This window comes from Fundidesulfovibrio magnetotacticus, assembly GCF_013019105.1.
Lineage (GTDB): Bacteria > Desulfobacterota > Desulfovibrionia > Desulfovibrionales > Desulfovibrionaceae > Fundidesulfovibrio > Fundidesulfovibrio magnetotacticus.
The window spans coordinates 63,516-84,535 of record NZ_BLTE01000005.1; the positions used below are offsets into that span (position 1 = coordinate 63,516).

General features: G+C 67.8%; 23 protein-coding genes. 9 read left to right on the forward strand and 14 right to left on the reverse strand.

Annotated features, from left to right (window positions below; all coding sequences use genetic code 11):
- Positions 1 to 10: 10 nt before the first annotated feature.
- On the reverse strand, positions 11 to 487 hold the full coding sequence (locus NNJEOMEG_RS06955) for a CBS domain-containing protein (protein ID WP_173082720.1): 477 nt from the start codon (positions 485 to 487) through the stop codon (positions 11 to 13).
- 95 nt (positions 488 to 582) lie between these two features.
- Between NNJEOMEG_RS06955 and NNJEOMEG_RS06960 the strand changes: the two genes are divergently transcribed.
- Together NNJEOMEG_RS06960 and NNJEOMEG_RS06965 are read left to right on the forward strand one after the other, a co-directional pair.
- Positions 583 to 1,056, forward strand: a complete 474-nt coding sequence (locus NNJEOMEG_RS06960; protein WP_235956862.1) for a chemotaxis protein CheD — start codon at positions 583 to 585, stop codon at positions 1,054 to 1,056.
- The gene (locus tag NNJEOMEG_RS06965; protein ID WP_173082722.1) at positions 1,053 to 1,901 is read left to right on the forward strand and encodes an HDOD domain-containing protein; all 849 of its coding nucleotides are present in this window, start codon (positions 1,053 to 1,055) and stop codon (positions 1,899 to 1,901) included. Before NNJEOMEG_RS06960 ends, NNJEOMEG_RS06965 begins: the two co-directional genes overlap by 4 nt.
- Positions 1,902 to 1,973: 72 nt before the next feature.
- On the opposite strand, the gene NNJEOMEG_RS06970 is transcribed toward NNJEOMEG_RS06965, so the two are convergent.
- The gene (locus tag NNJEOMEG_RS06970) at positions 1,974 to 3,230 is read right to left on the reverse strand and encodes an HD domain-containing protein (RefSeq protein ID WP_173082724.1); all 1,257 of its coding nucleotides are present in this window, start codon (positions 3,228 to 3,230) and stop codon (positions 1,974 to 1,976) included.
- A gap of 185 nt (positions 3,231 to 3,415) precedes the next feature.
- On the opposite strand from NNJEOMEG_RS06970, the gene rplM reads away from it, so the two are divergent.
- Entirely contained in the window at positions 3,416 to 3,841 is a 426-nt protein-coding gene (rplM, locus tag NNJEOMEG_RS06975; protein ID WP_173082726.1) for a 50S ribosomal protein L13, read from the forward strand.
- A 15-nt stretch (positions 3,842 to 3,856) separates the two neighbouring features.
- On the forward strand, positions 3,857 to 4,249 hold the full coding sequence (rpsI, locus tag NNJEOMEG_RS06980) for a 30S ribosomal protein S9 (RefSeq protein ID WP_173082728.1): 393 nt from the start codon (positions 3,857 to 3,859) through the stop codon (positions 4,247 to 4,249).
- Positions 4,250 to 4,433: 184 nt separating this feature from the next.
- On the opposite strand, the gene NNJEOMEG_RS06985 is transcribed toward rpsI, so the two are convergent.
- Both NNJEOMEG_RS06985 and NNJEOMEG_RS06990 read right to left on the reverse strand, forming a co-directional pair.
- Positions 4,434 to 5,141, reverse strand: a complete 708-nt coding sequence (locus NNJEOMEG_RS06985) for a substrate-binding periplasmic protein (protein ID WP_173082730.1) — start codon at positions 5,139 to 5,141, stop codon at positions 4,434 to 4,436.
- Positions 5,142 to 5,238: 97 nt separating this feature from the next.
- The gene (locus NNJEOMEG_RS06990; RefSeq protein ID WP_173082732.1) at positions 5,239 to 5,958 is read right to left on the reverse strand and encodes a substrate-binding periplasmic protein; all 720 of its coding nucleotides are present in this window, start codon (positions 5,956 to 5,958) and stop codon (positions 5,239 to 5,241) included.
- A gap of 174 nt (positions 5,959 to 6,132) precedes the next feature.
- On the opposite strand from NNJEOMEG_RS06990, the gene NNJEOMEG_RS06995 reads away from it, so the two are divergent.
- Entirely contained in the window at positions 6,133 to 7,356 is a 1,224-nt protein-coding gene (locus NNJEOMEG_RS06995) for an ABC transporter permease (protein WP_173082734.1), read from the forward strand.
- Positions 7,357 to 7,410: 54 nt separating this feature from the next.
- On the opposite strand, the gene NNJEOMEG_RS07000 is transcribed toward NNJEOMEG_RS06995, so the two are convergent.
- The 5 genes from NNJEOMEG_RS07000 to NNJEOMEG_RS07020 all read right to left on the reverse strand — a co-directional run bounded on the left by NNJEOMEG_RS07000 (position 7,411) and on the right by NNJEOMEG_RS07020 (position 11,765).
- Positions 7,411 to 8,100, reverse strand: a complete 690-nt coding sequence (locus NNJEOMEG_RS07000) for a hypothetical protein (RefSeq protein ID WP_173082736.1) — start codon at positions 8,098 to 8,100, stop codon at positions 7,411 to 7,413.
- Between the two features lie 20 nt (positions 8,101 to 8,120).
- Entirely contained in the window at positions 8,121 to 9,347 is a 1,227-nt protein-coding gene (locus tag NNJEOMEG_RS07005; RefSeq protein WP_173082738.1) for an HD-GYP domain-containing protein, read from the reverse strand.
- Positions 9,348 to 9,710: 363 nt separating this feature from the next.
- Entirely contained in the window at positions 9,711 to 10,115 is a 405-nt protein-coding gene (locus NNJEOMEG_RS07010; RefSeq protein ID WP_217270492.1) for a 3D domain-containing protein, read from the reverse strand.
- A gap of 239 nt (positions 10,116 to 10,354) precedes the next feature.
- On the reverse strand, positions 10,355 to 11,368 hold the full coding sequence (gene amrS, locus NNJEOMEG_RS07015; protein WP_173082740.1) for an AmmeMemoRadiSam system radical SAM enzyme: 1,014 nt from the start codon (positions 11,366 to 11,368) through the stop codon (positions 10,355 to 10,357).
- 61 nt (positions 11,369 to 11,429) lie between these two features.
- On the reverse strand, positions 11,430 to 11,765 hold the full coding sequence (locus tag NNJEOMEG_RS07020; protein ID WP_173082742.1) for a hypothetical protein: 336 nt from the start codon (positions 11,763 to 11,765) through the stop codon (positions 11,430 to 11,432).
- 71 nt (positions 11,766 to 11,836) lie between these two features.
- Between NNJEOMEG_RS07020 and purM the strand changes: the two genes are divergently transcribed.
- A complete protein-coding gene (purM, locus tag NNJEOMEG_RS07025) occupies positions 11,837 to 12,892 on the forward strand; it encodes a phosphoribosylformylglycinamidine cyclo-ligase (RefSeq protein ID WP_173082744.1) in 1,056 nt (351 codons plus the stop codon).
- A gap of 164 nt (positions 12,893 to 13,056) precedes the next feature.
- Here the strand turns inward: purM and NNJEOMEG_RS07030 are convergent, their stop codons facing one another.
- Positions 13,057 to 14,337, reverse strand: a complete 1,281-nt coding sequence (locus NNJEOMEG_RS07030; protein WP_173082747.1) for a radical SAM family protein — start codon at positions 14,335 to 14,337, stop codon at positions 13,057 to 13,059.
- Positions 14,338 to 14,526: 189 nt separating this feature from the next.
- On the opposite strand from NNJEOMEG_RS07030, the gene NNJEOMEG_RS07035 reads away from it, so the two are divergent.
- Both NNJEOMEG_RS07035 and NNJEOMEG_RS07040 read left to right on the forward strand, forming a co-directional pair.
- Positions 14,527 to 16,278, forward strand: a complete 1,752-nt coding sequence (locus tag NNJEOMEG_RS07035) for a diguanylate cyclase (protein ID WP_173082756.1) — start codon at positions 14,527 to 14,529, stop codon at positions 16,276 to 16,278.
- A 68-nt stretch (positions 16,279 to 16,346) separates the two neighbouring features.
- Entirely contained in the window at positions 16,347 to 16,802 is a 456-nt protein-coding gene (locus NNJEOMEG_RS07040) for a hypothetical protein (protein WP_173082758.1), read from the forward strand.
- A 389-nt stretch (positions 16,803 to 17,191) separates the two neighbouring features.
- Here NNJEOMEG_RS07040 and NNJEOMEG_RS07045 read toward each other — a convergent pair whose 3' ends face one another.
- Positions 17,192 to 17,368 (reverse strand): hypothetical protein, encoded by a 177-nt coding sequence (locus NNJEOMEG_RS07045; protein ID WP_173082760.1) that lies wholly within the window; start codon positions 17,366 to 17,368, stop codon positions 17,192 to 17,194.
- Between the two features lie 502 nt (positions 17,369 to 17,870).
- On the opposite strand from NNJEOMEG_RS07045, the gene NNJEOMEG_RS07050 reads away from it, so the two are divergent.
- Complete coding sequence (locus tag NNJEOMEG_RS07050) at positions 17,871 to 18,254, forward strand: DUF423 domain-containing protein (protein ID WP_173082762.1); 384 nt, start codon at positions 17,871 to 17,873, stop codon at positions 18,252 to 18,254.
- A gap of 190 nt (positions 18,255 to 18,444) precedes the next feature.
- On the opposite strand, the gene htpG is transcribed toward NNJEOMEG_RS07050, so the two are convergent.
- The 3 genes from htpG to NNJEOMEG_RS07065 all read right to left on the reverse strand — a co-directional run bounded on the left by htpG (position 18,445) and on the right by NNJEOMEG_RS07065 (position 21,013).
- The gene (gene htpG / locus NNJEOMEG_RS07055) at positions 18,445 to 20,361 is read right to left on the reverse strand and encodes a molecular chaperone HtpG (protein WP_173082763.1); all 1,917 of its coding nucleotides are present in this window, start codon (positions 20,359 to 20,361) and stop codon (positions 18,445 to 18,447) included.
- A gap of 75 nt (positions 20,362 to 20,436) precedes the next feature.
- Entirely contained in the window at positions 20,437 to 20,670 is a 234-nt protein-coding gene (locus NNJEOMEG_RS07060; RefSeq protein ID WP_173082764.1) for an FmdB family zinc ribbon protein, read from the reverse strand.
- Entirely contained in the window at positions 20,657 to 21,013 is a 357-nt protein-coding gene (locus tag NNJEOMEG_RS07065) for a hypothetical protein (protein ID WP_173082765.1), read from the reverse strand. The genes NNJEOMEG_RS07060 and NNJEOMEG_RS07065 overlap by 14 nt, the downstream gene beginning before the upstream one ends.
- Between the last annotated feature and the right edge of the window lie 7 nt (positions 21,014 to 21,020).

The following is a 21,020-nucleotide window of genomic DNA, read 5'->3' on the forward strand; positions in this document are numbered from 1 at the left end:
CCTCCCGGCCCTACTCCATCTCCTCCCAACGCATCTGAAGGAAGAGGTCCTCGGCGGCGATCACGCCCAGCACCTTGCCGCCCTCCATCACCACGGCCCAGCGCCGCCGGGAGGTGAGCATGGCCTCCAGCACCGTGAGCAGGGGGTCCTGGGGCTTCACCACGGGCACGTCGCGCTCCACCACGTCCCCCGCGACGCGTGCGTAGCACTTGCGGCAGGTCGTACGGAACTTGCTCTCGAAGGCCGTGCCCTCCTTGAGCTTCAGCGAGTCCTCCAGTGCGCACTGCTCCAGGTAGAGCAGCAGCCACCAGGCCGTGATCACGCCGCGAAATCCGCCGTCCTCGGAGAGGATCACCGCGCAGGCCCTGTCGGGCTGCTCCTTCATGGCGGAGCGCAGGGCCACGGCCACCTCGCGCAGGCTGTCGCCGTCCTTCGCCGTCACCATGTCGGTGCGCATCACGTCCCAGGCCCTGTCTCTCAGCAGCATGCTTCACTCCCCCGCGACCCTTTACCGGCCGCCCGTTTTACCGTATTCTTATATGGATGGGCCTTGCTTGAAAAGGCCCTCCGCGAGGCTTCACCGTGCTCAAACGCATCGTCGTCGGCATTTCCGACATGAAAATCTCCGCCAGGGCCTCCGAGGTGCTGGTGACGCACTCCCTGGGCTCCTGCCTGGGCCTGGCGGCCTGGGACGCCGGGGCCCGCGTGGGCGGACTGATCCACTGCCTGCTCCCCAAGGCCACGGGACCGGACGTGAAGAACCCCAACATGTACGTGAACGTGGGTGTCCCGGCCATGATCCGCAAGATGCTCTCCAAGGGGTGCACCAAGGAGGGCCTCGTGTTCAGGGCCGCCGGATGCGCCCGGATGCTGGGCATCCAGAACCAGTTCGACACCGGCTCCCAGAACCTGGCCATGCTCGAAGCCCTCTTCGCCAAGAACGGCGTCAAGCTCGCCGCAAAGGACGTGGGCGGCTCCATCCCCAGGACCATGTACCTCTGCATGGATACCGGCCAGGTGACCATCACCTCCCAAGGCAAGGAGTGGCTCTTATGAGCGTGCGCGAGGAAATCATCGCCCAGGCCATGAACCTGCCCCAGATGCCCGCACCGGTGGTGCGCGTGATGAACTACCTCTCGCGCCCCGACGCCGACCTCAACGAACTGGCCAAGCTCATCGAATACGATCCGGGCCTCACGGTGAACGTCCTGCGCATGGCCAACTCCAGCTTCTTCGGCGGGGGCGTCCAGGTGAGCACCGTGCGCGACGCCCTCTTCCGCCTGGGCACGCGCCGCGTGGTGCAGCTGGTGATCGCCTCCGGCGTGGCCCCCAACGCCCGCTCCGCCGTGGTCGGCTACGGCCTGGAAGAGGGCGAACTGTTGCGCCAGGCCATCGCCGTGGGCGTGGCCGCCGAGCTCCTGGCCGCCGAGCTCGACCTGCGCGCCCCGGACCACACCTTCACCTCCGGGCTCTTGTGCAACATCGGCAAGAAGGTGCTGGGCGGCTTCCTGGAGGTGGACGCCGGCCCCATACTGGCCATGGCCGCGCGGGAACACGTGCCCTTCGAGCAGGCCGAACGCGAGGTGCTTGGCATCGACCACGCGGAGCTGGGCGCGGAGCTTCTCAGCCGCTGGAGCCTGCCCCCGTCCATCGTGGAGTGCGTGCGCTGGCACCTGGACCCGTGCAGCGCCCCCGGATCGGACCAGGCCCTTGACCTGGTGCACGTGGGCTTCGTGCTGGCCACCATGGCCGGCATCGGCCAGGGGCTGGACGGGCTCAACTACATGGTCTGCCAGAAAAGCTTCGAGCGGCTGAACGTGACCCCCCTGGCCATGGCCCGGACAATGGAAAAGCTCCTGGAGGCCCTGGCGGAGATCGAGGAAATCCTCTCCAGCGTGTAGCGCGGGAACGGCGCGCGAGGGCGCGGCGTGCGCCCCCCCGGCAGGGCGGGGAGCAAGACGTTCAGGAAGGGATCAGTCGAAGTCGGCCAGGAGCGCGCCCACGTGCACGGTGTCGAAGAGCACCGTGGAGGCGTACTTGCCCCGGATGCGCCAGATGCCCTGCTGGAGCTGGTCCGAGGCGATGCCGTTGCGCAGGGCGGTGTAGGCCTCCAGGTAGGCGGCCAGGGAGTCGCAGACCTTCAGGAGCTCGCCGTCCTTGGGGTCGAAGCGGTCCTCGTTGCACTCGGCGTGGAGCTTTGAGGGAGTGACGCGCTGCACGGCCCCGTCCAGCAGGGCGCAGTCCGCGAATTCCGAGCCGATCTCCAGGCCCAGGAAGAAGGAGAGCCGCTCCACCAGCTCGCCGTAGCCGCCCCGGCGCAGGGGCGCGAGGATCACCCGCTCCAGCTCGCGCTCCTCGTATTCCTTGATGAGCGCCCCGATGGGCTCCACGGACTGCTTCACCGGGGAGATGATGTCGCGGGTGAGCAGTTCCGGCAGGTCGTGGAAGAGCCCGCCGAAGAAGTTGTTCTGGGCCCTGGCCTTGCAGGCCCCCACCGAGAGCGAGAAAAACCAGGCGTAACAGGCCACGATGTACAGGTGCCCCAGCACGCTGGTCTCGGGGATGCGCGGTGTCTGGGACCAGCGCTTCTGGAACCGGAGCTGGCCGCACACCTGGGCGAAGTGCCCCACGGGCGTGCGCCCGCCGCCGAAAAGGCCCTCGATGAGCTGGTCCACGCCATGGAGGTCCTTGTGGCGCTCCAGGCCCTTGCGGAAGGAGTCCTCGATGTCCATGAGTTCCGTGTCGTGGGGATTCATGGACTTGATGAGGTTGAACTCCCAGCCCGAGGCGTAGAGGTGGGCGGCGGCCAGGATGCGCCTGTCGAGGCCCTCCTCGCCGGGGACGCGCAGGCTGGCCTGGAGGCGCTCCCAGAAGGGCTCGCCCAGGGGGCGCACCCGGGGCTCCAGCTCCACGAGCACCCAGTCCGTGAGCTGGCGGTAGTGGGCGGGGTTCTCTTTGATCTTATAGAAGATGGGCGGCTTGATGTCGGTGATCACCAGGCGGTAGAGGTAATCGAAGATGCCGCCCTCCACGATGCGCGCGCCCAGGCGGATGCGCTCCCGCGGGTCCATGTCCCGGGTGTTGAGCGTGAAGAGCACCCAGGCCACCATCATCTTGTGGGCCTGCTTGTCCACCTCCATGAGTTCGGCCGGGCGGAGCTTGTCGTTCCAGCGTTTCATGGAGGAGCCGGAGAACACGAGCTGGAGGAGGCTTTTGCGCACGCTGGACATGGCGCAACCCTAGCCCCCCCGGGGGCAAAGCTCAAGGGGGGAAGGGGCCGCCAGCGCCGTGGCGGCCCTGGCCGGGGCGCGGCGGATTGAAGGGCATCTCCGGAAAAATCGCGCGCGGGTGTTGACAGGAGTCTCTCCAGCCCGTAAAGGACACCTCTTCCCGATCGCATGGAGGACTTCTCGTCATGAAGACATACAGCCCGAGCAGCAAGGATATCACCCGCGACTGGGTGATCGTGGACGCCTCGGAAAAGATCCTGGGCCGCCTGGCCAGCCAGATCGCCCAGCGTCTGCGCGGCAAGCACAAACCCGAGTTCGTTCCCCATATGGACGGGGGCGATTTCGTAGTGGTGGTCAACGCCGACAAGGTGAAGGTCACCGGCCGCAAGCTCGACCAGAAAATGTACTATCGCCACAGCGGCTGGATCGGCGGCCTGAAGGAAACCGTGTTGAAAGACATGATGTCCTCCAAGCCCGACCAGGTGCTGATCAAGGCCGTGAAGGGCATGCTGCCCAAGAACCGCCTGGGCCGCCAGATGCTCAAGAAGCTCAAGGTGTACGCCGGGGCCGAGCATCCCCACGCCGCCCAGCAGCCCAAGCCCCTGGCCTAACACACGGAGCACGCCATGAGCACCGACTTCTTCTACGGCACCGGACGGCGCAAGACCGCCATCGCCCGCACCCGCATCAAACCCGGCACCGGGCAGATCCTGATCAACGGCCGCCCCGCCGACGAATACTTCCCCCGCCCCGCGCTGCAGGGAATCATCCGTCAGCCCTTCGCCCTCACCAGGACCCAGGGCCGCTTCGACGTGAACGCCACCCTGGACGGCGGCGGCATCTCGGGCCAGGCCGAGGCCCTGCGCCACGGCATCTCCCGCGCTCTGCTGCAGGCCGATCCCGAGCTGCGCCCCATGCTCAAGAAGGCCGGTCTGCTCACCCGCGACGCCAGGGCCAAGGAACGTAAGAAGTACGGCCAGCGCGCCGCCCGCGCCCGCTTCCAGTACTCCAAGCGTTAGGCCTCCGGACGCATTCGCCAGACAAGGGCCGTTCCCGTGGGAACGGCCCTTTTTCGCGTTGCGTTCGTCCGGCGCGGCTGACCGTCTCATCGGCAGCACGACCAGGTTCGCAACGCTGTCGTTTCGGACCGTCCTGCCTCGGACGCCGCCCAACGTGCGGCACGCGCCGCGCGGGGCGCGCGAATCACTCCCCGGCGGGCTCCGCCAAGAACCGCTCGCGCGTGCCGTCCTGCTTCAGGGAACGCAACGCCTCGGCCAGCCTGGGGACCAGGGCCTCGTGGCGGCGGTTGAGATAGACGTACATCTCGCGGCGCTCCAGCACCTCGGCGCGCACGGCGGAACGCGGGATGCCCAGTTCGTCCAGGAGGAGGCCGCCCCCGAGGCGCTGGTAAATCACCGCGTCCACGCGTCCGGCGGCCAGCAGCCTGAAGAGTTCCCTGGGCCTGGCCACGCCCACGGCCTCAAGCCCCTTCAGGCGTTCCTCGATGATCTTCCAGCCCACCAGGTAGCCCACCCGGCACCCGGCAAGCCCTTTCCATCCCGTCACGTGCAGGCCCGGTTCCATGGTGAAGACCGTGAACTCCCACGTGACGGTGCTCTCAGGCACGCGCACCAGGTTGGTGTAGGTCCGGTCCACGCCCTCCACGCGGTTGGCGTCGCCGTCGATGGTCCCGGCGTTGGCCTCCGTGATGGAACGCTCGCTGGGCAGGGTGACGAAACGAGCCTCCACGCCCGCCCGCGCGAAGGCCTCTCGCAGGAGCCGGTCCACCATGCCCAGCCCGTCCTGCCGGAAAAGGGGCGGATCGTCCCGCGCGCCCAGAACCAGCGCCGCCCCCTCACCCCGCACGGCGCAGGGCGCGAACCAGAGGGCCGGCAGAAGGGCGAGGACCATGACGGACGCTTTGCAGGGCATGGCAGAGGTATGCCACGCGCGGGAACCCACGGCAACCGCGAACGCAACGCGGCCGGGAAGGATGTGCGTGAGGCAGCTAGGGGGCGGGCCGTTCTCCGGCCAGGAGGGCGGCGTGGCGGCCGTCGGCCTTCATGGCGCGCAGCGCCTGTGCCAGGGGCTCCGCGAGGGCCTCGTGGCGTCGGTTGAGATAAAGGTACATGGGGCGCACGGCCAGGGGCGGCTCCAGGGGGCGCACGCCCTGCAGGCCCAGGGTGTTCACGTAGTGCTCGCCCCCGAGGCGGTGGTAGATCACCACGTCCACCCGGCCCCCTGCCAGCAGGCGGAAGAGTTCCTCCGCCGTGGCCACCTTGGTGACGGATGCCGCGCGCAGGTTCTCCTCCACGATCTTCCAGCCCACGATGTGCCCCACGGAAAGGCGCTCCAGGTCCGCCCAGCTTTCCACGCGCACGTTCGACGACGCGGCGAAGGCCATGAACTCGTAGTTCATGTTGCTCTCGGACACGCGCACCAGGTTGGAATAGGTGGCCTCCAATCCGGCCACGCGGTTGTTGTCGCCGTCAAGCATGCCCGCATCGGCCTCGCGCAGGGAGCGCTCGCTGGGCAGGGTGACGAAGCGCGCCTCCAGCCCCGCGCGGCGGAAGGCCTCGTCGAGAATCCGGTCCAACCGCCCGTTTCCGTCGGGCTGGGAGATGGGAGGCGCGGAGGTGGCCCCGATCCGCAAGGTCTCGGCGGAGGTCTGACCCGGGAACGCGAGCAGGGCCAGGAGCAGCAACTGGAAGCGCAGAATCAGGGCCAATCCCCCCTCGGGAAGGAGAGCACGCCGGGGCGGGGAATGTATCTCATACATAATAGGTATATTTTGGCACCTTTCCGCGTGAAATTCAAGCGCGAGCGGGGCAATTGCCGAAGGGGCCGCAGGGCGCTATAGACCCTTCATGCAATCCCCCCGCCCCGATCCACGGAGCCCCGGATGCTCCTGAGCCTGCGCATCGCGCTCCAGGCGCTGGCCACCCACAAGCTGCGCACGGCGCTGGCCATGCTGGGAGTGTTCCTGGGGGCGCTGGCCCTTACGGGGGTTCGCCACGTCTCCCTGGCCATGATGCGCCAGGCCGAGATCGAGGTGGAGAAGCTCGGCCCAAACCTCTTCGCGGTGATGGCCGGCCAGGTGCGCTTCACCCGCGACGGCGGGGCGCGCACCGCCGGAGGCGCGGCCACCTTCCAGTTCGAGGATTCCCTGGCGCTCATGCGCTCGCTGCCCGGGGTGATGAAGGGCGTGCCCGTGGTGCTGCGCACCATGCCCATCCGCGCGGGCAACACCAAGGTGGCCTGCCAGATGGTGGCCACCTGGCCGGACTACCCCCAGGTGCGCAGCTTCCAGCCCGACAGAGGCCGCTTCTTCACCTGGGAAGAGGAGCGCGAAAAGGCCAAGGTGGTGGTGCTTGGCCTGAAGATCGCCCAGCGCCTCTTCGGAGACCCCGAGAAGGCCCTGGGCCAGACTGTCACGGTCTACCGGGCCGGGCTCACGGTGGTGGGCGTCATGGAGGAGAAGGGCTCGGACATCTCCGGCACGGACCAGGACGAGCAGGTCTTCGTGCCCGTCTCCACCTACATGCGGCGCATGGCCAACCAGACGTGGGTGACGGGAGTGTTCATGCAGATGGCCGACGGCACGGACTTCGCGCGCATCAAGCGCGAGGCCCAGTCGTTCATGCGCCAGCGCCACAACATCACGGGCGGCAAACGCGACGACTTCTCGGTGCTCACGGCCGAGGACACCATGCAGCTCAAGCAGCAGGCCCTGGACCTGGTGGCCGTGCTGGGGCTCATCAGTTCCAGCCTGTCCTTCGCGGTGGGGGGGCTGGGCATCCTTTCCATCATGATCCTCCTGGTGCGCGCCAGGAGGCTGGAGATCGGCGTGCGCCGGGCCATGGGCGCCAGGCGGCGCGACATCATCCGTCAGTTCCTGCTGGAATCGGGCGTGATGAGCATGGCCGGGGGCGCGGCCGGGGTGGCGGCTGCCATGGGGCTGCTCACGGTGGTGTACGCCCTCGGCAACTTCCCCTACGTCTACGACGCCTGGCTCATCGCGCAGGCCCTGGCGGGCTCGGCCCTGCTGGGCTTCGTGGCCGGGGCCTATCCGGCCTGGCAGGCCGCCAACGTGGAGGTGCTCCACGTGCTGCGCGACCGCCAGTAGCAAGACTTCGCCAGCGCCCAGGGCCAGCGCCGGTCGTCCCTTTCGCGGGACGGCCTATCCCGTCGGCTTCAGGGCCTCCACGCGCCAGCGCTCGAACCCCCTCTCGCACACCAGCCGGGCCGTGTGCAGCCCGAAGGCCTCCATGAGCCCCCGCGAGAGCGACTGCAAGCCGAAGAGCGTGGGCTTTTCCGGGGCCGCGCGGCCGAAGGCGCGCACCACCAGGTTGAGCTTTCCCTGGGTGTCGATCTCCAGGCCGCGCCAGCGCTTGAAGGAGGCCAGGGCCAGCCCAGCGTCGGCCACGAACTCCACGCTGGGCAGGGCATGCCCCTGGCGCAGCATGTGGGCGCTCATGCGGAAGCGCTCGTCGAGGTCCGCGCCCTGGGGACCGGGAGCCACATCCATGAGCAGGGCCTGCACGTACCAGTCCAGGGCCGCCTCGAAAAGCGGCGTGTAGGTGGCGCGCACGGGCGCGGCGGTTTCCTTGGAGAAGAAGGGCTTGCGGAACTGCGGATGCACGGACTCCGCCAGCAGGGCGTGGGCCATCTCGTGCAGCCAGCGCCCGAAAGGCGGCTCCGCCCGGGCCGACTCCCTTGGCCAGAGCACCACGTGCTTGCGCCGCGCGGCGTCGGTGACCACCTCGAAGGCCTCGTGCATGTATTCCTCTTCCACGGGCCAGACGAAGCGGCCCAGGAGGTCGTCCATTATGGCCCTGCGCTGCGCGGCGGTGAGTTTGTCCGGTTTCATGAGCCCTCCTTGCGGGCTGGTCACCCCGCGAGATGGTCGCGCACGTTGACGCCTTGGGGGCGATGGTCCACCAGCGCGGCCACCTCGGTGGGCTTCGCCGGGGCGGGGCCTTCCTTGCCGGAGAGGTCGAGCACGGCCGGATGGATGGGCTTGAAGTCCTGGTCGAAGACCACGGTGACCTTGGGGCGCAGGGGCGCGTGGGGGTTGGATTCGCTCACCACGGCGTGGTCGCCGCTGGTAAGGCGCACGAGGCTGCCGCAGGGGTAGACCCCCAGGCACTTGATGAAGCGTTCCAGGAGGCTGGTCTCGAATTCGCGGCCGCGCATGGCGAAGAGCACGCTCAGCGCCTTGTCCGGAAGGATGCGCGCCCGGTAGGGCCTGTCCTGGGTGAGGGCCGCGAAAACGTCCACCATGGCCAGGATGCGCCCGAAGAAGCTCTGCTGGGCGCCTTTGATGCCCCGGGGGTAGCCGGAGCCATCCTGGCGTTCGTGGTGCTCGGCGATGGCGCGCAGCAGGTGCTGGGGCAGGGACGCCGCCGAGAGCGCGGAACAACTCTCCACGGGGTGGCGTTTCACGCGGGCGTACTCCTCATCGGAGAGCCTGCCCTGTTTTTCCAGCACGTCGCGGGGCGTGAGGGCCTTGCCCACGTCGTGAAGCAGGCCCGCCAGGGCCAGCTCGCCCACCTGGCGGCGGTCGAGGCCCAGGTAGTCGCCGAAGGCGGCGGCCAGCACGCTCACCCCCACGCCGTGGAGCACCTGATAGCCCCCCGATTCCGAGAGCATGCCCAGGCAGACCAGGGCGTCGCGGTTGCGGGCCACGCTCTGGGCCACCTCGCGGGAGGCGTCCTGGCAGGCCTGGCAGTCTGGGGACGTGCCCGAGGCCACGGCGTCCATGGCCTCCCGCAGGGAGGTCAGGGAGCCAGCGTGGGCCGCGTGGGCGGCGGCCAGTTCATCGGCCAGGGGCACGCTCTTGTTGGAGCGCGACCCGGCGGTCTCCAGGAGCGCCTCGGCCAGGGCGCGTTCCACCTCCGCGCGGTCGTAGACGCGCACGTCCTGGCGTCCCTGGCGGCTCTTCTCCGTCTCGATGAAGGCCTCGGCGAAGCCCTCGGAGCGGATGCGCCCGATGTGCTCCTCCGAGGTCACGGGGCCTTCCTCGGCGTAGAGGTAGGGATGGTCCATCCAGGAGAGCCCGGCGTCCACCACGTACATGCCGATCTGGAGATCGAAGACGCGGACCTTTTTGAGCATGCGAACCGTCGCCGGAGGGGCTATCGGCCGTTCCGGCCCCCCGGATCGGGCCGAAACGCGGCGGATGGGCCGCCGCTTGGGGGACAATCCCCACGGAAGAATACATCACGGTTGGAATTTCTGGCAAGAGGCCAGGGCGACCCGGCCGGGACGTCGGCCGCGCGCCCTGGCGCCCGTCCGAGCCCGACGCGCTCAACAGGATGCCGCCACCTGCAGGCTTCGGGCGGAGCGCGCTTCATGCGCGGGCTAGGCCCGTGCCGGTCGCGCGCGGACCGGCCCCGGTCCGTCAGGCGGAAAGGGCCGCGGGGAGGCGTGCTGTTCGGCCGGGAACCGTCGTGGAAGGATGGACAGCAGGGAGGCGGGCTAGTCGGCCTGGGCCTGGCGGAGGTGGTCCCAGGAGATGGTCAGGGTGCGCCGTCCCCACTGGCGCGCTCCGGCGGCGTCGCGCCCGAAGTAGATGTCGATGGTCTTCTCGTGGCGGGCGTGCATGAGGTCCATGACCTTGTATTCGCCGTCGAGGCCGTCGATGCGCACGGTCTGGTCCAGGGCGAGCCCGTGCAGGTCGATGAGGTCGGGCGAGACGGCGATGGCGTTCAGCTCGGGAGTGAGCAGCTCGCCGTTGGCGGCGCGCGGGAGTCCCTTGCGGGACTTTCCCACGCTCTGGGCCGTGTAGGCCATGGCGGTGACGGTGAGGGACTTTTCGCCCCGTGCGGGCAGGGCGAAAAGCTTGGTGGGGGAGCAAGACAGGGTGGCGGCGTCTTGCTCCACCAGGCAAGCGGGCTTCTTGGCGCATCCGGAGGAGAATGCCACGCCCAGAAGCAGGGCTACGAGAGCCCATGAAAAAGAACTGGAGGAGGACCGTTTCCGGGTCTTGCCAGCGGGCTTGGCAAGGCCTGAATCAATACGCATGAGAATCCCCTAGCAGCCCCCCAGGACCACGGCAAGCGCGGCCAAAAAAGATGGACAACATTTCATCTTCCGAACCACCTGCCCCCCGGCTACAGCCCTCAGTCGAAGCGGCCCGCCAGGGGCCTTCCGCACCCGGGGCAGACCCCTCCCGGCGGCGCGCCGGAGGGCAGCGCGAAGCCCCTGCGCTCCACGGCCACGGCCCCGCAACCGGGGCAGAGCGTGGCATTGTGGGCGTTGCCCGGCAGGTTGCCCACGTAGACGTGTTCCAGCCCCGCGTCCTTGCCGATCTTCCAGGCCGTCTCCAGGGTGGACTCGGGCGTTGGGGGGCGGTCCGTCAGCCGGAAATCCGGGTGGAAGCGCGAGAGGTGCCAGGGGGTGTGCGCCCCGGCCTGCTCCACGATGAACCGGGCCATCTCGGAGAGCTCCCCCGGGGAATCGTTGAGCCCCGGGATCACCAGCGTGGTCAGTTCGATCCACCAGCCCAGTTCGCGCATGCGCCGGATGTTGCGCTTCACGGGTTCGAGCTTCGCCTCGCAGACCTGCTCGTAGAACGCCGGGGTGAAGGCCTTGAGGTCCACGTTGGCGGCGTCCACGAGGGGGGCCAGCGCGTCCAGGCATTCGGGGCTCATGAAGCCGTTGGTGACCATGATGTTGGCCAGCCCGGCCGCCTTGGCCCGGCGCGCCGCGGCGGCCATGAGTTCGAAGAAGACCGTGGGCTCCGAGTAGGTGTAGGAGACGCTGCGGCAGCCCGAATCCAGGGCCGCCTGCACCAGGCCCTCCGGGTCGGCCTTGCGGCCCTCCACGGGGCTGCCCTGGCGGGGCGGCTGGGAGAGCGAGGCGTTCTGGCAGAACGAGCAGCCAAGGTTGCAGCCCATGGTCCCGAAGGAGAAGGTGAGGCTGCCCGGCAGGAAGTGGTAGAGGGGCTTTTTCTCCACCGGGTCCACGTTGAGGGCCGCCACGCGGTCCCAGACCAGGGTGAAGAGCGCTCCGTCCCTGTTGACGCGCACGCCGCAGCGGCCGCGCGCGCCGGGGTCGATCAGGCAGAAGTGGCAGCACAGGCGGCACTGCGCGCGCCCCTCGCCAAGGGGCTTCCAGAGGCTTGCGGGATGCATGGTCCACCTCCATTGGGCGGGGCAGACCCGCCGGGCCGCGCCGCTCGGGCGCGGCGACCTGTTACGGCCCGCGCCTGCCGCCGGGCTGGACGGGGAGCACCACCGGGGGCTGGGGAGGCCTTGGCCCCTGGTTCACCTGAGGCACCACGTAGATGGGCCCCATGTCCGGCATCTGCTGCGGCTGCTTGGGTTTGCGCTCGATGACCATCTCGTTGTCGCCGCGCTCGTTTTGTCCGGCGCGCAGCGTTCCCTGCGGGTCCTGGTTCTGGAAATCCCTGGTGGAGAGGGTGTTGTCCTTGCGCTCGCCCTGCGCCCGGACCGCTCCGGGCACCGCCAGCGCCGCCAGCGCCGCCAGCGCGACCGCGGCGACCAACGCGCGTTTCCATGAATCGCCCATCCTCCACCTCCTTGAATTTGGAGCCCGGAAGGCATAAGCTGCCCCCAACCAATCGAAGGAGCCCTTCCCCCATGACTGACCGCGCCGATGCCTATCGCCGCGCCGGGGTGGACATCACCGCCGCCGGGCGGCTGGTTGACCGCATCAAACCCCTGGCCCAGGCCACGTTCAACAAGGGTGTCATCACCGACATAGGCGGTTTCGGCGGCCTTTTCAAACTCGATCTGCAGTCCTACGAGGAGCCGGTGCTCGTTTCCTCCACGGACGGCGTGGGCACCAAGCTCCTGCTTGCCTTCGAGTTCGACGGCCACTCCACCGTGGGCATCGACCTGGTGGCCATGAGCGTCAACGACATCCTGGTGCAGGGCGCGAAACCCCTGTTCTTCCTCGACTACTTCGCCACCGGCAAGCTCGACGTGGACACCGCCGAACGCGTGATAAAGGGCGTGGCCCACGGCTGCTCCGAGGCCGGATGCGCCCTCCTGGGCGGCGAGACCGCCGAAATGCCCGATTTCTACCCCCCCGGCCACTACGACCTGGCCGGGTTCTGCGTGGGCATCGTGGACAACACGAAAATCGTGGACGGCTCGTCCATCGGCATCGGCGACAGCGTCATCGGCATCAAGTCGTCCGGGCCGCACTCCAACGGCTATTCGCTCATCCGCAAGATCCTTGCCGAGTCCGGCCTGCGCCCCAACGACCTGCTGCCCGGGGCCTCCCAGACCGTGGCCGAGGCCCTGCTGGCCCCCACGCGCATCTACGTGAAGAGCGTCCTGAACCTCCTGCGCGATTTCCCCATCAAGGGCATGGTGCACGTGACGGGCGGCGGCTTCTACGAGAACATCCCGCGCATCCTGCCCCGGGGCGTGGCCGCGCGCGTCTCCATGAACAGCTGGCCCATGCCCCCCGTGTTCCGCTGGCTCAAGGACGCGGGCAAGCTCACCTGGCCCGAGATGCTCACCACCTTCAACTGCGGCGTGGGCTTCGTGCTCGTGGTGGGCAAAGACATCCTGGAAGACGTGATGAACCGCCTGAACGCCCTGCACGAACAGGCCTGGGTGATCGGCGAGATCGAGCGCCTGCCCCAGGACGGCGAGCGCGTCCAGGTGAGCCTCGCCGAGGAATGATCGCCGGACCGCTCCGACGCCCGAACCATCGAAAAGCCCCCGCCGAAGCGGGGGCTTTTTCGTGCCGGGCCTGCCGCGCGGCCGGTCCGCCGCCGACCAGGCGGGATGTCCGGGCCTGACCGGGGCGGGCCTGACGCCATGACCGGGGTCTGCGCCCCGGCCCCTCACTCCCCGGCCGGTTCACCCAGGAAGGGGTTGAAATAGCCGTACTTGAGCCACGCGCAGCGCTTGCGCAGGCGCTTCATGAAGTTGCCAAGGCCCATGCTCGCCCCGAAGCCCGCGCCGCTTGCGCGCACGATGTCCGCGTAGAGGTCCGGGTCCAGGTTGAGGTTGCGCAGCTGCACGAAGTCCGCCCGGGTGGACTCGATGAGCCCGCCCAGGGCCTCCAGCTCCTCTTCAGTGTCCGAGACGCCGGGGTGGTAGAGGAAGTTGAGGCTCACGTGGAGGCCCGCCTCCTTGGCCCGCGCCACGGTCTCGGCCACCTGGGCGAAGCCGTAGCCCTGGGGCCGCGTGTAGGCCTCGTAGAGTGGGGCTCGCGCGCTCACGAGGCTCACGCGCATGGAGTCGAACCCGGCGCGGGCAAGTTCTTCCACCGTGCCGGGCAGGCTGCCGTTGGTGTTCACGTTCACGGTGCCCCGGCCGCCCTTGGCCCGGTAGAGCGCGGCGGATTCCGCCAGGAGCGCCGCCTCGGTGAGGGGCTCGCCCTCGCAACCCTGGCCGAAGCTCAGCACGGGCCGGGCCTCGCGCTCGGAGTGGGCCAGCATCACCTCCAGCACCTCGCCGGGCGTGGGCCGGAAGGCGATGCGGTTCTGCGTGGAGGGAAAACCGCTGCCCTCCTCCTGGAGGCTCAGGCACCCCACGCAGCGGGCGTTGCAGGCCCGCGAGGTGGGCAGCGGGGCCTCGAAGCGGCCCAGGGCCAGGTTGCGCGCGGCCGGGCAGCAGAACGTCAGGGCGCAGCCCGCCAGATGGCTCACCAGCCGGTTCTTGGGAAAACGCGCCATGAGCGCCCTGGCCCCGGCCGTGATGCGCTTCTTGGGGATGCCCGCGAACACCTGGCGCTGGTCCTGGTCCACCCGCTTGGCGCAGACGTAGAGCCGTTCGCCCACGATGCCCACGGCCCCGTAGGCGAAGAGCGGCAGCACGGGCGCGCCCTCGCGCCGCACGTAGGCCGCCGTGCCGGAAAGGGTATGGCCCGGGCTCACGAAGGCGGCCACGGCCAGTTCTTCGAGCTCCTCCACCGCGCCCGTCTCGGCATCGAACCCCAGGGCGGAGCGCCCCGGCAGCAGGAAGAGTTCGCTCTCGGGAGGCAAGGGGATGAGTTCGTCGGGCCTGGGCAGGCCCATCTGGTCGCCCCGGCGCACGAGCATCTCCAGGTCGGGGTGGTCGTAGATGCTGCCGTCAGGCGTCGCGTAGAGGAGCTTTGGGTGGAGTTTCTCGGTTGCCATGCCCCGTTGTGTAGCCCGAACCGCGCCGGATGAGAAGCCGTCGCGGCGGCACGCGGCGCTTGCGCCGACCCCGACTCGACGCTAATGTCACCAATATATCGACTGGCCCGTTATGATTGCACAACAAATGGTCAATCTCGCGCCCCGACTCCGACATTCCATGGCGTACCTCACATCCGGAGGCTTTGCATGACGCTTCGCCCGGCCGGGACCGCCCGCCTCTTCTTGCCGCTCTTGCTCGCGCTGCTGGCCCTTTCCCTTCCTGCCGCGCCCGCCCAGGCCAACGCCCCCAAGGTGTTCCGCCTGCTCTTCATCAATTCCTACCACCGGGGCTACTCCTGGAGCGACGGCATCGAACAGGGCCTGCGAGAGCGTCTTGCCGCATCCGGCCAGCCGGTGGAAATCTCCTACGAATACCTGGACAGCCGCCGCTTCGCCTACGGCAGCCAGATGGAGCACATGGCCCGGGCCATGGAGATCAAGTACCGCTCCTACCCGCCCGACGTGGTGGTGGTCTCCGACAACGCCGCCTTCGACTTCGCCAAACAGTACCGGGACCGCCTCTTTCCGGGCATTCCCCTGGTGTTCTGCGGCTACAACAACTTCCGGCCCGACGTGATCCAGGGCATGGCCAACGTGACGGGCGTCAACGAGGAGGTGAGCGTCCCCGGGGCGGTGGAGCTGGGCCTCGCGGTGCAACCCGGCACGCGCTCGCTGGCCTTCGTGGTCTCCACCGGCGAGGCCAGCAGCGCCCGCATCGCCGAGATCGCCGAGGCCTTGGTGTTTCCGGCCCTGCGCGAGCGCTTCCAGGTCACGGTGCTCAAGGACGCCTCCCTGGAGGCCATCCGCGTCGGCCTGGCCGCCCTGCCCCGCGAGACCCTTGTGTTCCTTTGCGGCCAGACCAGCGACCAGGGCGCGGGCCGCGCCCTGAGCCCCCCCGAGAACGGTCGTCTCGTGAGCGAGGTGAGCCCCTTCCCGGTGTACACCTTCTGGGACTTCCATCTGGGAACCGGCGTGATCGGCGGGCGTATCCTCACCGGACCGGACCAGGGGCGTGCCGCCGCCGAGCTGGTGCTGATGGTGCTGGCGGGAACGCCCGCCGGGTCCATCCCCGTGATGATGCGCTCGCCCACCACGCCCATCTTCGACTACCACGTCATGGAGCGCTTCGGGGTGAGCCCGGCCTCGCTGCCCCCGGGCAGCGAGGTGCTCAACCGCCCCTTTTCGCTCTGGCACACCTACCGCCTGCAGATCATGGGGGTGGCGCTACTGGTGTTGGTGGAGACGGTGCTCATCCTGCTCCTGCTGCGGGCCATGCGCGGGCGTCGCCGGGCCCTGGCCGCCCTGCAGGACGAACGTTCCCTGCTGGAGGACCGCGTGCGCCAGCGCACCGAGGAGCTCAAGAACGCCAACGAGGAACTGGCCCAGCTGAGCTTCCGCGACAGCCTGACGCGCCTGGCCAACCGCCGTCGCTTCGACGAGGCCCTGGAAACCGAATGCCTGCGCCATCGCCGCTCGGGCAAGCCGCTCTCGCTGATCCTTTTGGACATCGACCGCTTCAAGGACTTCAACGACCGCTACGGGCACATCCAGGGCGACGAATGCCTGCGCCGCATCGGAGACTTCATGGGCCGCGCCGCCGCCCGCGCCGCCGACCTCACGGCCCGCTACGGCGGGGAGGAGTTCGCGGTGATCCTGCCCGAGACGGGGCAGGACGGCGCAACGGCGCTGGCCGAACGCATCCGCCTGGGCATCGAGGCCCTGGGGATGCCCCACGAGGCCTCGGACGTGGCCGGGCACGTCACCGCCAGCCTGGGCGTGGCCACCCTGCCCTCCGGCGAACAGGCCTCGCCCCTGGAGCTGGTGCGCCTGGCCGACCGGCAACTCTACCTGGCCAAATCCCAGGGCCGCAACCGGGTTTGCGCCGTCAAGACCGGCTGAGACCCCCTCCGGGGCAACGCCTCGGCCCCCACCTGAGAGGGCGCTGCCTGCGGCCTCACCCGGGAAGCGTGGAACTGGACGCCGACCAAAGCACGAAGCTTGAGAAGGACATGGCCGACAAGGCGGCGCGGTACAAGGACGCGCCCATCGTCTCAGATCACATCCCTGGCGGGGAACTTGACCGGAAAGCGCCGGAACCCGACGTCAAGCAGCACATCCAGGGATACATCACGAAGGAGGACCTCAAGAATCAGGGGGAATTGTTCTACAAGGGCTATACCAACGAAGGGAAGCCCTCGGACGAGGAGATGTGGCATGCGCCCCCGGCGCAGAAGCTTGGAAGGATCGCCGATTCCATTGCAAAATACCCTGGTGGCGAGGGCTTGAACGATCTCGGAAAGATCGGGAAAAAGCTCTACAATGGAGAACCGTTGAGTGACGCAGAAAAATGGCAGGCCACCTACCACACAGGGAGGGTAGCTGCGGGCCTCGCGGGAGCATACATATATAAGCGTATGCGCTGACCTGGAACGCGTTCAGCTGCATTTTCCACAAACCTGCTGTCATGGTCTTCACGATGACTTTAGCCGGAAACCATGAGAGCAGCATACATCGACGAATCAACGCAGAATGGAGCCACTCGAGAACATATCGAACCACAACGACTGACTAACTGCACACATACGCTGGGAGAAGTGTAAAATGATATATAATCACCATGCACATCACGAACACAACAATATTTTTAACATAGTTAAGCGCTGCCACGCACTTCGCCCTTTTAACCACGAACAAGAAAACCTAAAAACATAAACAAGAATAATATTTATGAACACAAACTCCATAGCCGCAAGCCTCAACGTCGATCTCATAAAATGATACACGCCACCCCCAATAATATGGCTACAACAAATTAACGTCCAACCTTCCCCGCAACGCACGCATACAAGTCCTTGAAAAAGAAGCGCCCTGTATGAAACGCATGGATGCCCACGTAGAGCATCGACACGATGCACAGCGAGCACACCACGGGGCCAACCACCTGCCAGGAGCAGGCCTTCGCGAAGGCCGCCTTGATCCGGTCGATCATGGCTTGCGCCACCTCCTTCCGATTCGTCCGACGTGTCGGGCCACAAGGGGACGCCTGGACAGCCGCCCCTGCAAGCACGCCCCTGGAGATGCGCTCTCCCGGGCACACGCGCTTTCCCCCGGAGACACAGCGAGCCGCACATTCTCGCCGCCAACACTACGTCCCTTAAATACGCGCCACAAGATACACGGTCAACCTGGACAACCCCACTGCACGGGGGGGGCGAGCCGCACGCGGAAGGACACCGGCCGACTGAACGCCCCGGCGCAACGCTCATCCTCGCCCACAAGGCTTCCCGCCGCAGCGACGGCAAGACCTTCCTGCTCACGAGTGACGCCCTGGGCGACGTGGAACTGGCCCCGCACCGCACGCGCCATGCAGGCGCTCACCTGCGCTTCGGATGCCCGGCGGATGGCCTTCCCTCACACCTTCAGCTTGTCAGAATGATTCCTATTGACTACCTTACAGCCACAGAGATGAGATTCATCCGAGGGAGGTGGGCATGTCCCGCGTGTTCGTGTTTCTGGGCGCCGTGTACTCGGCGCTTTCGGTGGCGTTGGGGGCCGTGGGCTCCCACGCGCTCAAGTCCCGGCTGGCCGTGGAGGCGCTCGCCACGTGGGAGATCGGGGTCCGTTACCAGATGTACCACGGGCTGGGCCTGATGGTGGTGGGCCTGCTGATGACCCGGTGGCCCGGGAAGCTCTTGACGGCGGGCGGCTGGCTGCTGGCGGCGGGCACGCTGGCCTTTTCGGGCACGCTCTACGAGCTGTGCCTCACGGGCGACCGCCTCTTCGTGCCCATCACGCCCACGGGCGGGACCATGCTCGTGCTGGGCTGGTTGTGCGTGGCCGCGGCCGTGTTCGCCCACCGCTCCCCGGCCCGCTGACCGCGCCCCGCGCGGAGCAAAAGAAAGCGCCCCGCCGGGTTCCGGCATCGAGCCGGTCCGGCGGGGCGATCGAGGTCGTCGCGCTGGTGTTGCGCCCTCAAGGTCCGTCCTTACGGACTGTCAAGGCAAGCATCCAAAACCACTGATGTTCATGTTGAAAAACATCAACATGTTTTTCAACATCGCGCCACTAGGCCGCGCCGCCCTTCTTCAGCCCCGCGTACCAGCCGCTGGCCTGTTCGAGGATCGCGTTGACGCGCGCAACCATCTTGTGGGGATCGGCCAGGTAGCCCTCCAGGAGCAGGGCCGACTCGTAGAGCTGTTCTGCCGCCTGGGCGATGAAGGGGTCGGCCGGGTCGGCGGCCTGGATGTCCAGGAGGTTGCGGATCAGGGGATGGTCCGGGTTGATCTCCATGATCTTTTCGGGAACGGACTCGTCCTTTTGCATCAGGCGCATGAGCCGCTGCATCTGGGAGCTCATCTGGCCGTCGGCCGAGACGAGGCAGGAGGCGCTGGACTTCAAACGCTCGGTGGCGCGAACGTCCTTGACGCGCGGCCCCAGCACCTCCTTGATGCGCGCGACCAGGGCCTCGAAGCCGCTCTTCTGCTCGGCGGTGAGGGGCGCGGTTTCCGGTCCGGCGGGCGCGGCGTCGTCGAAGCTGGCCAGGTCCTGGGCCTGGGCCTGTTCGGCGGACTTGAAGGCGAACTCCTTGTAGCTGCCGATGGACTCCAGCACGAACTCGTCCACGGGCTCGTAGAGGAAGAGCACCTCGATGCCCTTGCGCCGGAACTGCTCCAGCAGGGGGTTCAGCTCCAGGGCCTCGCGGCTGGGGCCGGAGAGGTAGTAGACGGTCTTCTGGCCGTCCCTGGCGCGGGAGATGTAGTCGTCCAGGCCGGTGAGCCTGCCGGGGGCGTCCAGGCTGGAGGCGTCGAAGCGCAGGAGCTCGCCGTAGGCCTCGCGGTTGAGGAAATCGGAGTAGCCCAGCTTGAAGATCTTGCCGTGCTCCTTCCAGAGGGCGGCGTAGGCGTCGGGGTCGGCCTTGGCCTTCTTGCGCAGGCGCGAGAGGATCTCCTTGGTGACGGCGTGGGCGATGCGCCTGAGCACCGCGTTCTCCTGGAGCGTCTCGCGGGAGATGTTCAGGGGCAGGTCCTCGGAGTCCACCACGCCCCGGCAGAAGCGCAGGTATTCGGGGAGCAGCTCCTTGGCGTCCTTGGCGATGAGCACGCGGCGTACGTAGAGGTCCAGACCGCGCTCCAGCTTCTGGATGCCCAGGTGCTCGTCGGCCTTGGCGGGCACGAAGACCAGGGAGGAGAACTGCACCGGGGCGTCCACGTTCATGTGGATGGTTTCCAGGGGGTCTTCGGGGTCGTGCGTGAGGAAGGTATAGAATTCCTTGTACTGCTCGGACTTCACCTGGCTCTTGGGCTCGCGCCAGATGGCGGGCACGGTGTTCACGCGCTCGCCGTCCACCAGGATGGGGAAGGCGATGAAGTGGGAATGGCGGTTGATCACGTCCTTGAGCACGTCGGGATCGGCGAACTCCTTGGCGTCGTCCTTGAGGTGCACCTCGATGGCCGTGCCGCGCGGGACTTCCCCTTCGGCGGGGAAGAGCTCATAGCCGCCCAGGCCGTCGGAGACCCACACCCAGGACTGCTCCGAGGGATCGGCGGCGCGGGAGGTGAGCACCACCTTGCGCGCGGCCATGAACACCGAATAGAAACCCACGCCGAAACGGCCGATGATGGAGCTGGCCTTGGAGGCGTCGTCGCCCAGGGCCTTGAGGAAGCCCTCAGAGCCGGAGTGGGCGATGGAGCCGATGTTCTCCACCAGGTCGGCCTCGTTCATGCCGATGCCGGTGTCGGTGATGGTCAGGACGGCGTTGTCCTTGTCGGTGACGATGCGGATGTCCAGGGGCAGGTCGGGATCGGCGGGGGCCAAGCCCCGGCTCTGCTCGAAGCGCAGCTTCTCCAGGGCGTCTGAGGCGTTGGAGATGAGCTCGCGCACGAAGATTTCGCGGTTGGTGTAGACGGAATGCGTGATGATATCGAGAAGCTTGACGATGTCAGCCTTGAATTCGCGCTGCCGCGTCTTGGCGCTGTCGGACATGGACGGACTCCTTTGGCGTCTTGATGGGGTGTGCGTTGAACGATCATCCGGCCGGACCGGCCGGGGCTAGGGGGCTCAGGAGAAGCCGCCCCCGCCTCCGCATCCGCCGCCGCCCAGGCCTGTGGGGAAGGGGCCGGAGGCGGGGTTGTCCGCGATGGACTTGCCCGTGTTGGGGCAGTTCACGGCGGAAAGGATGCGGGCCACCTGGGCGGACTGGCAGGCCGGACAGGCCGGGGCCTGACCCTGGGCGCTGACGAGTTCCTCGAAACGGCAGCCGCAGGCGGCGCACTGGTATTCATAGAGTGGCATGGTTCGCTCCTTTGGGCATCGGTCGGTCAAATAGCTTAAACAGCGTGGGGTTTCTGTCAAGACGGGGCGGAGCGGAGACGTGTGGGAGCGGGCGGGACTCCCCGCCGCGCGAGCCGCCCCGGGGCGCTGGGACGGCCGGGGATTTCGCCTGGGCGTGCATGTGGCGCTCCGCCAATTCCGCCCCATGGCGCAGGTAGCGGTAGAGCTCCGCGAAGGCCCCGAACTCGCTCCCCAGGTGCGGCATCACCAGACGGCGCAGCACGCCGGGAAGGCGCTCCAGGTAGTGCTCCATGAGGTGCATGGTCCGGTCGTAGAGATGATCGCGGGACTTGAGCAGGGCCACGGCCCGC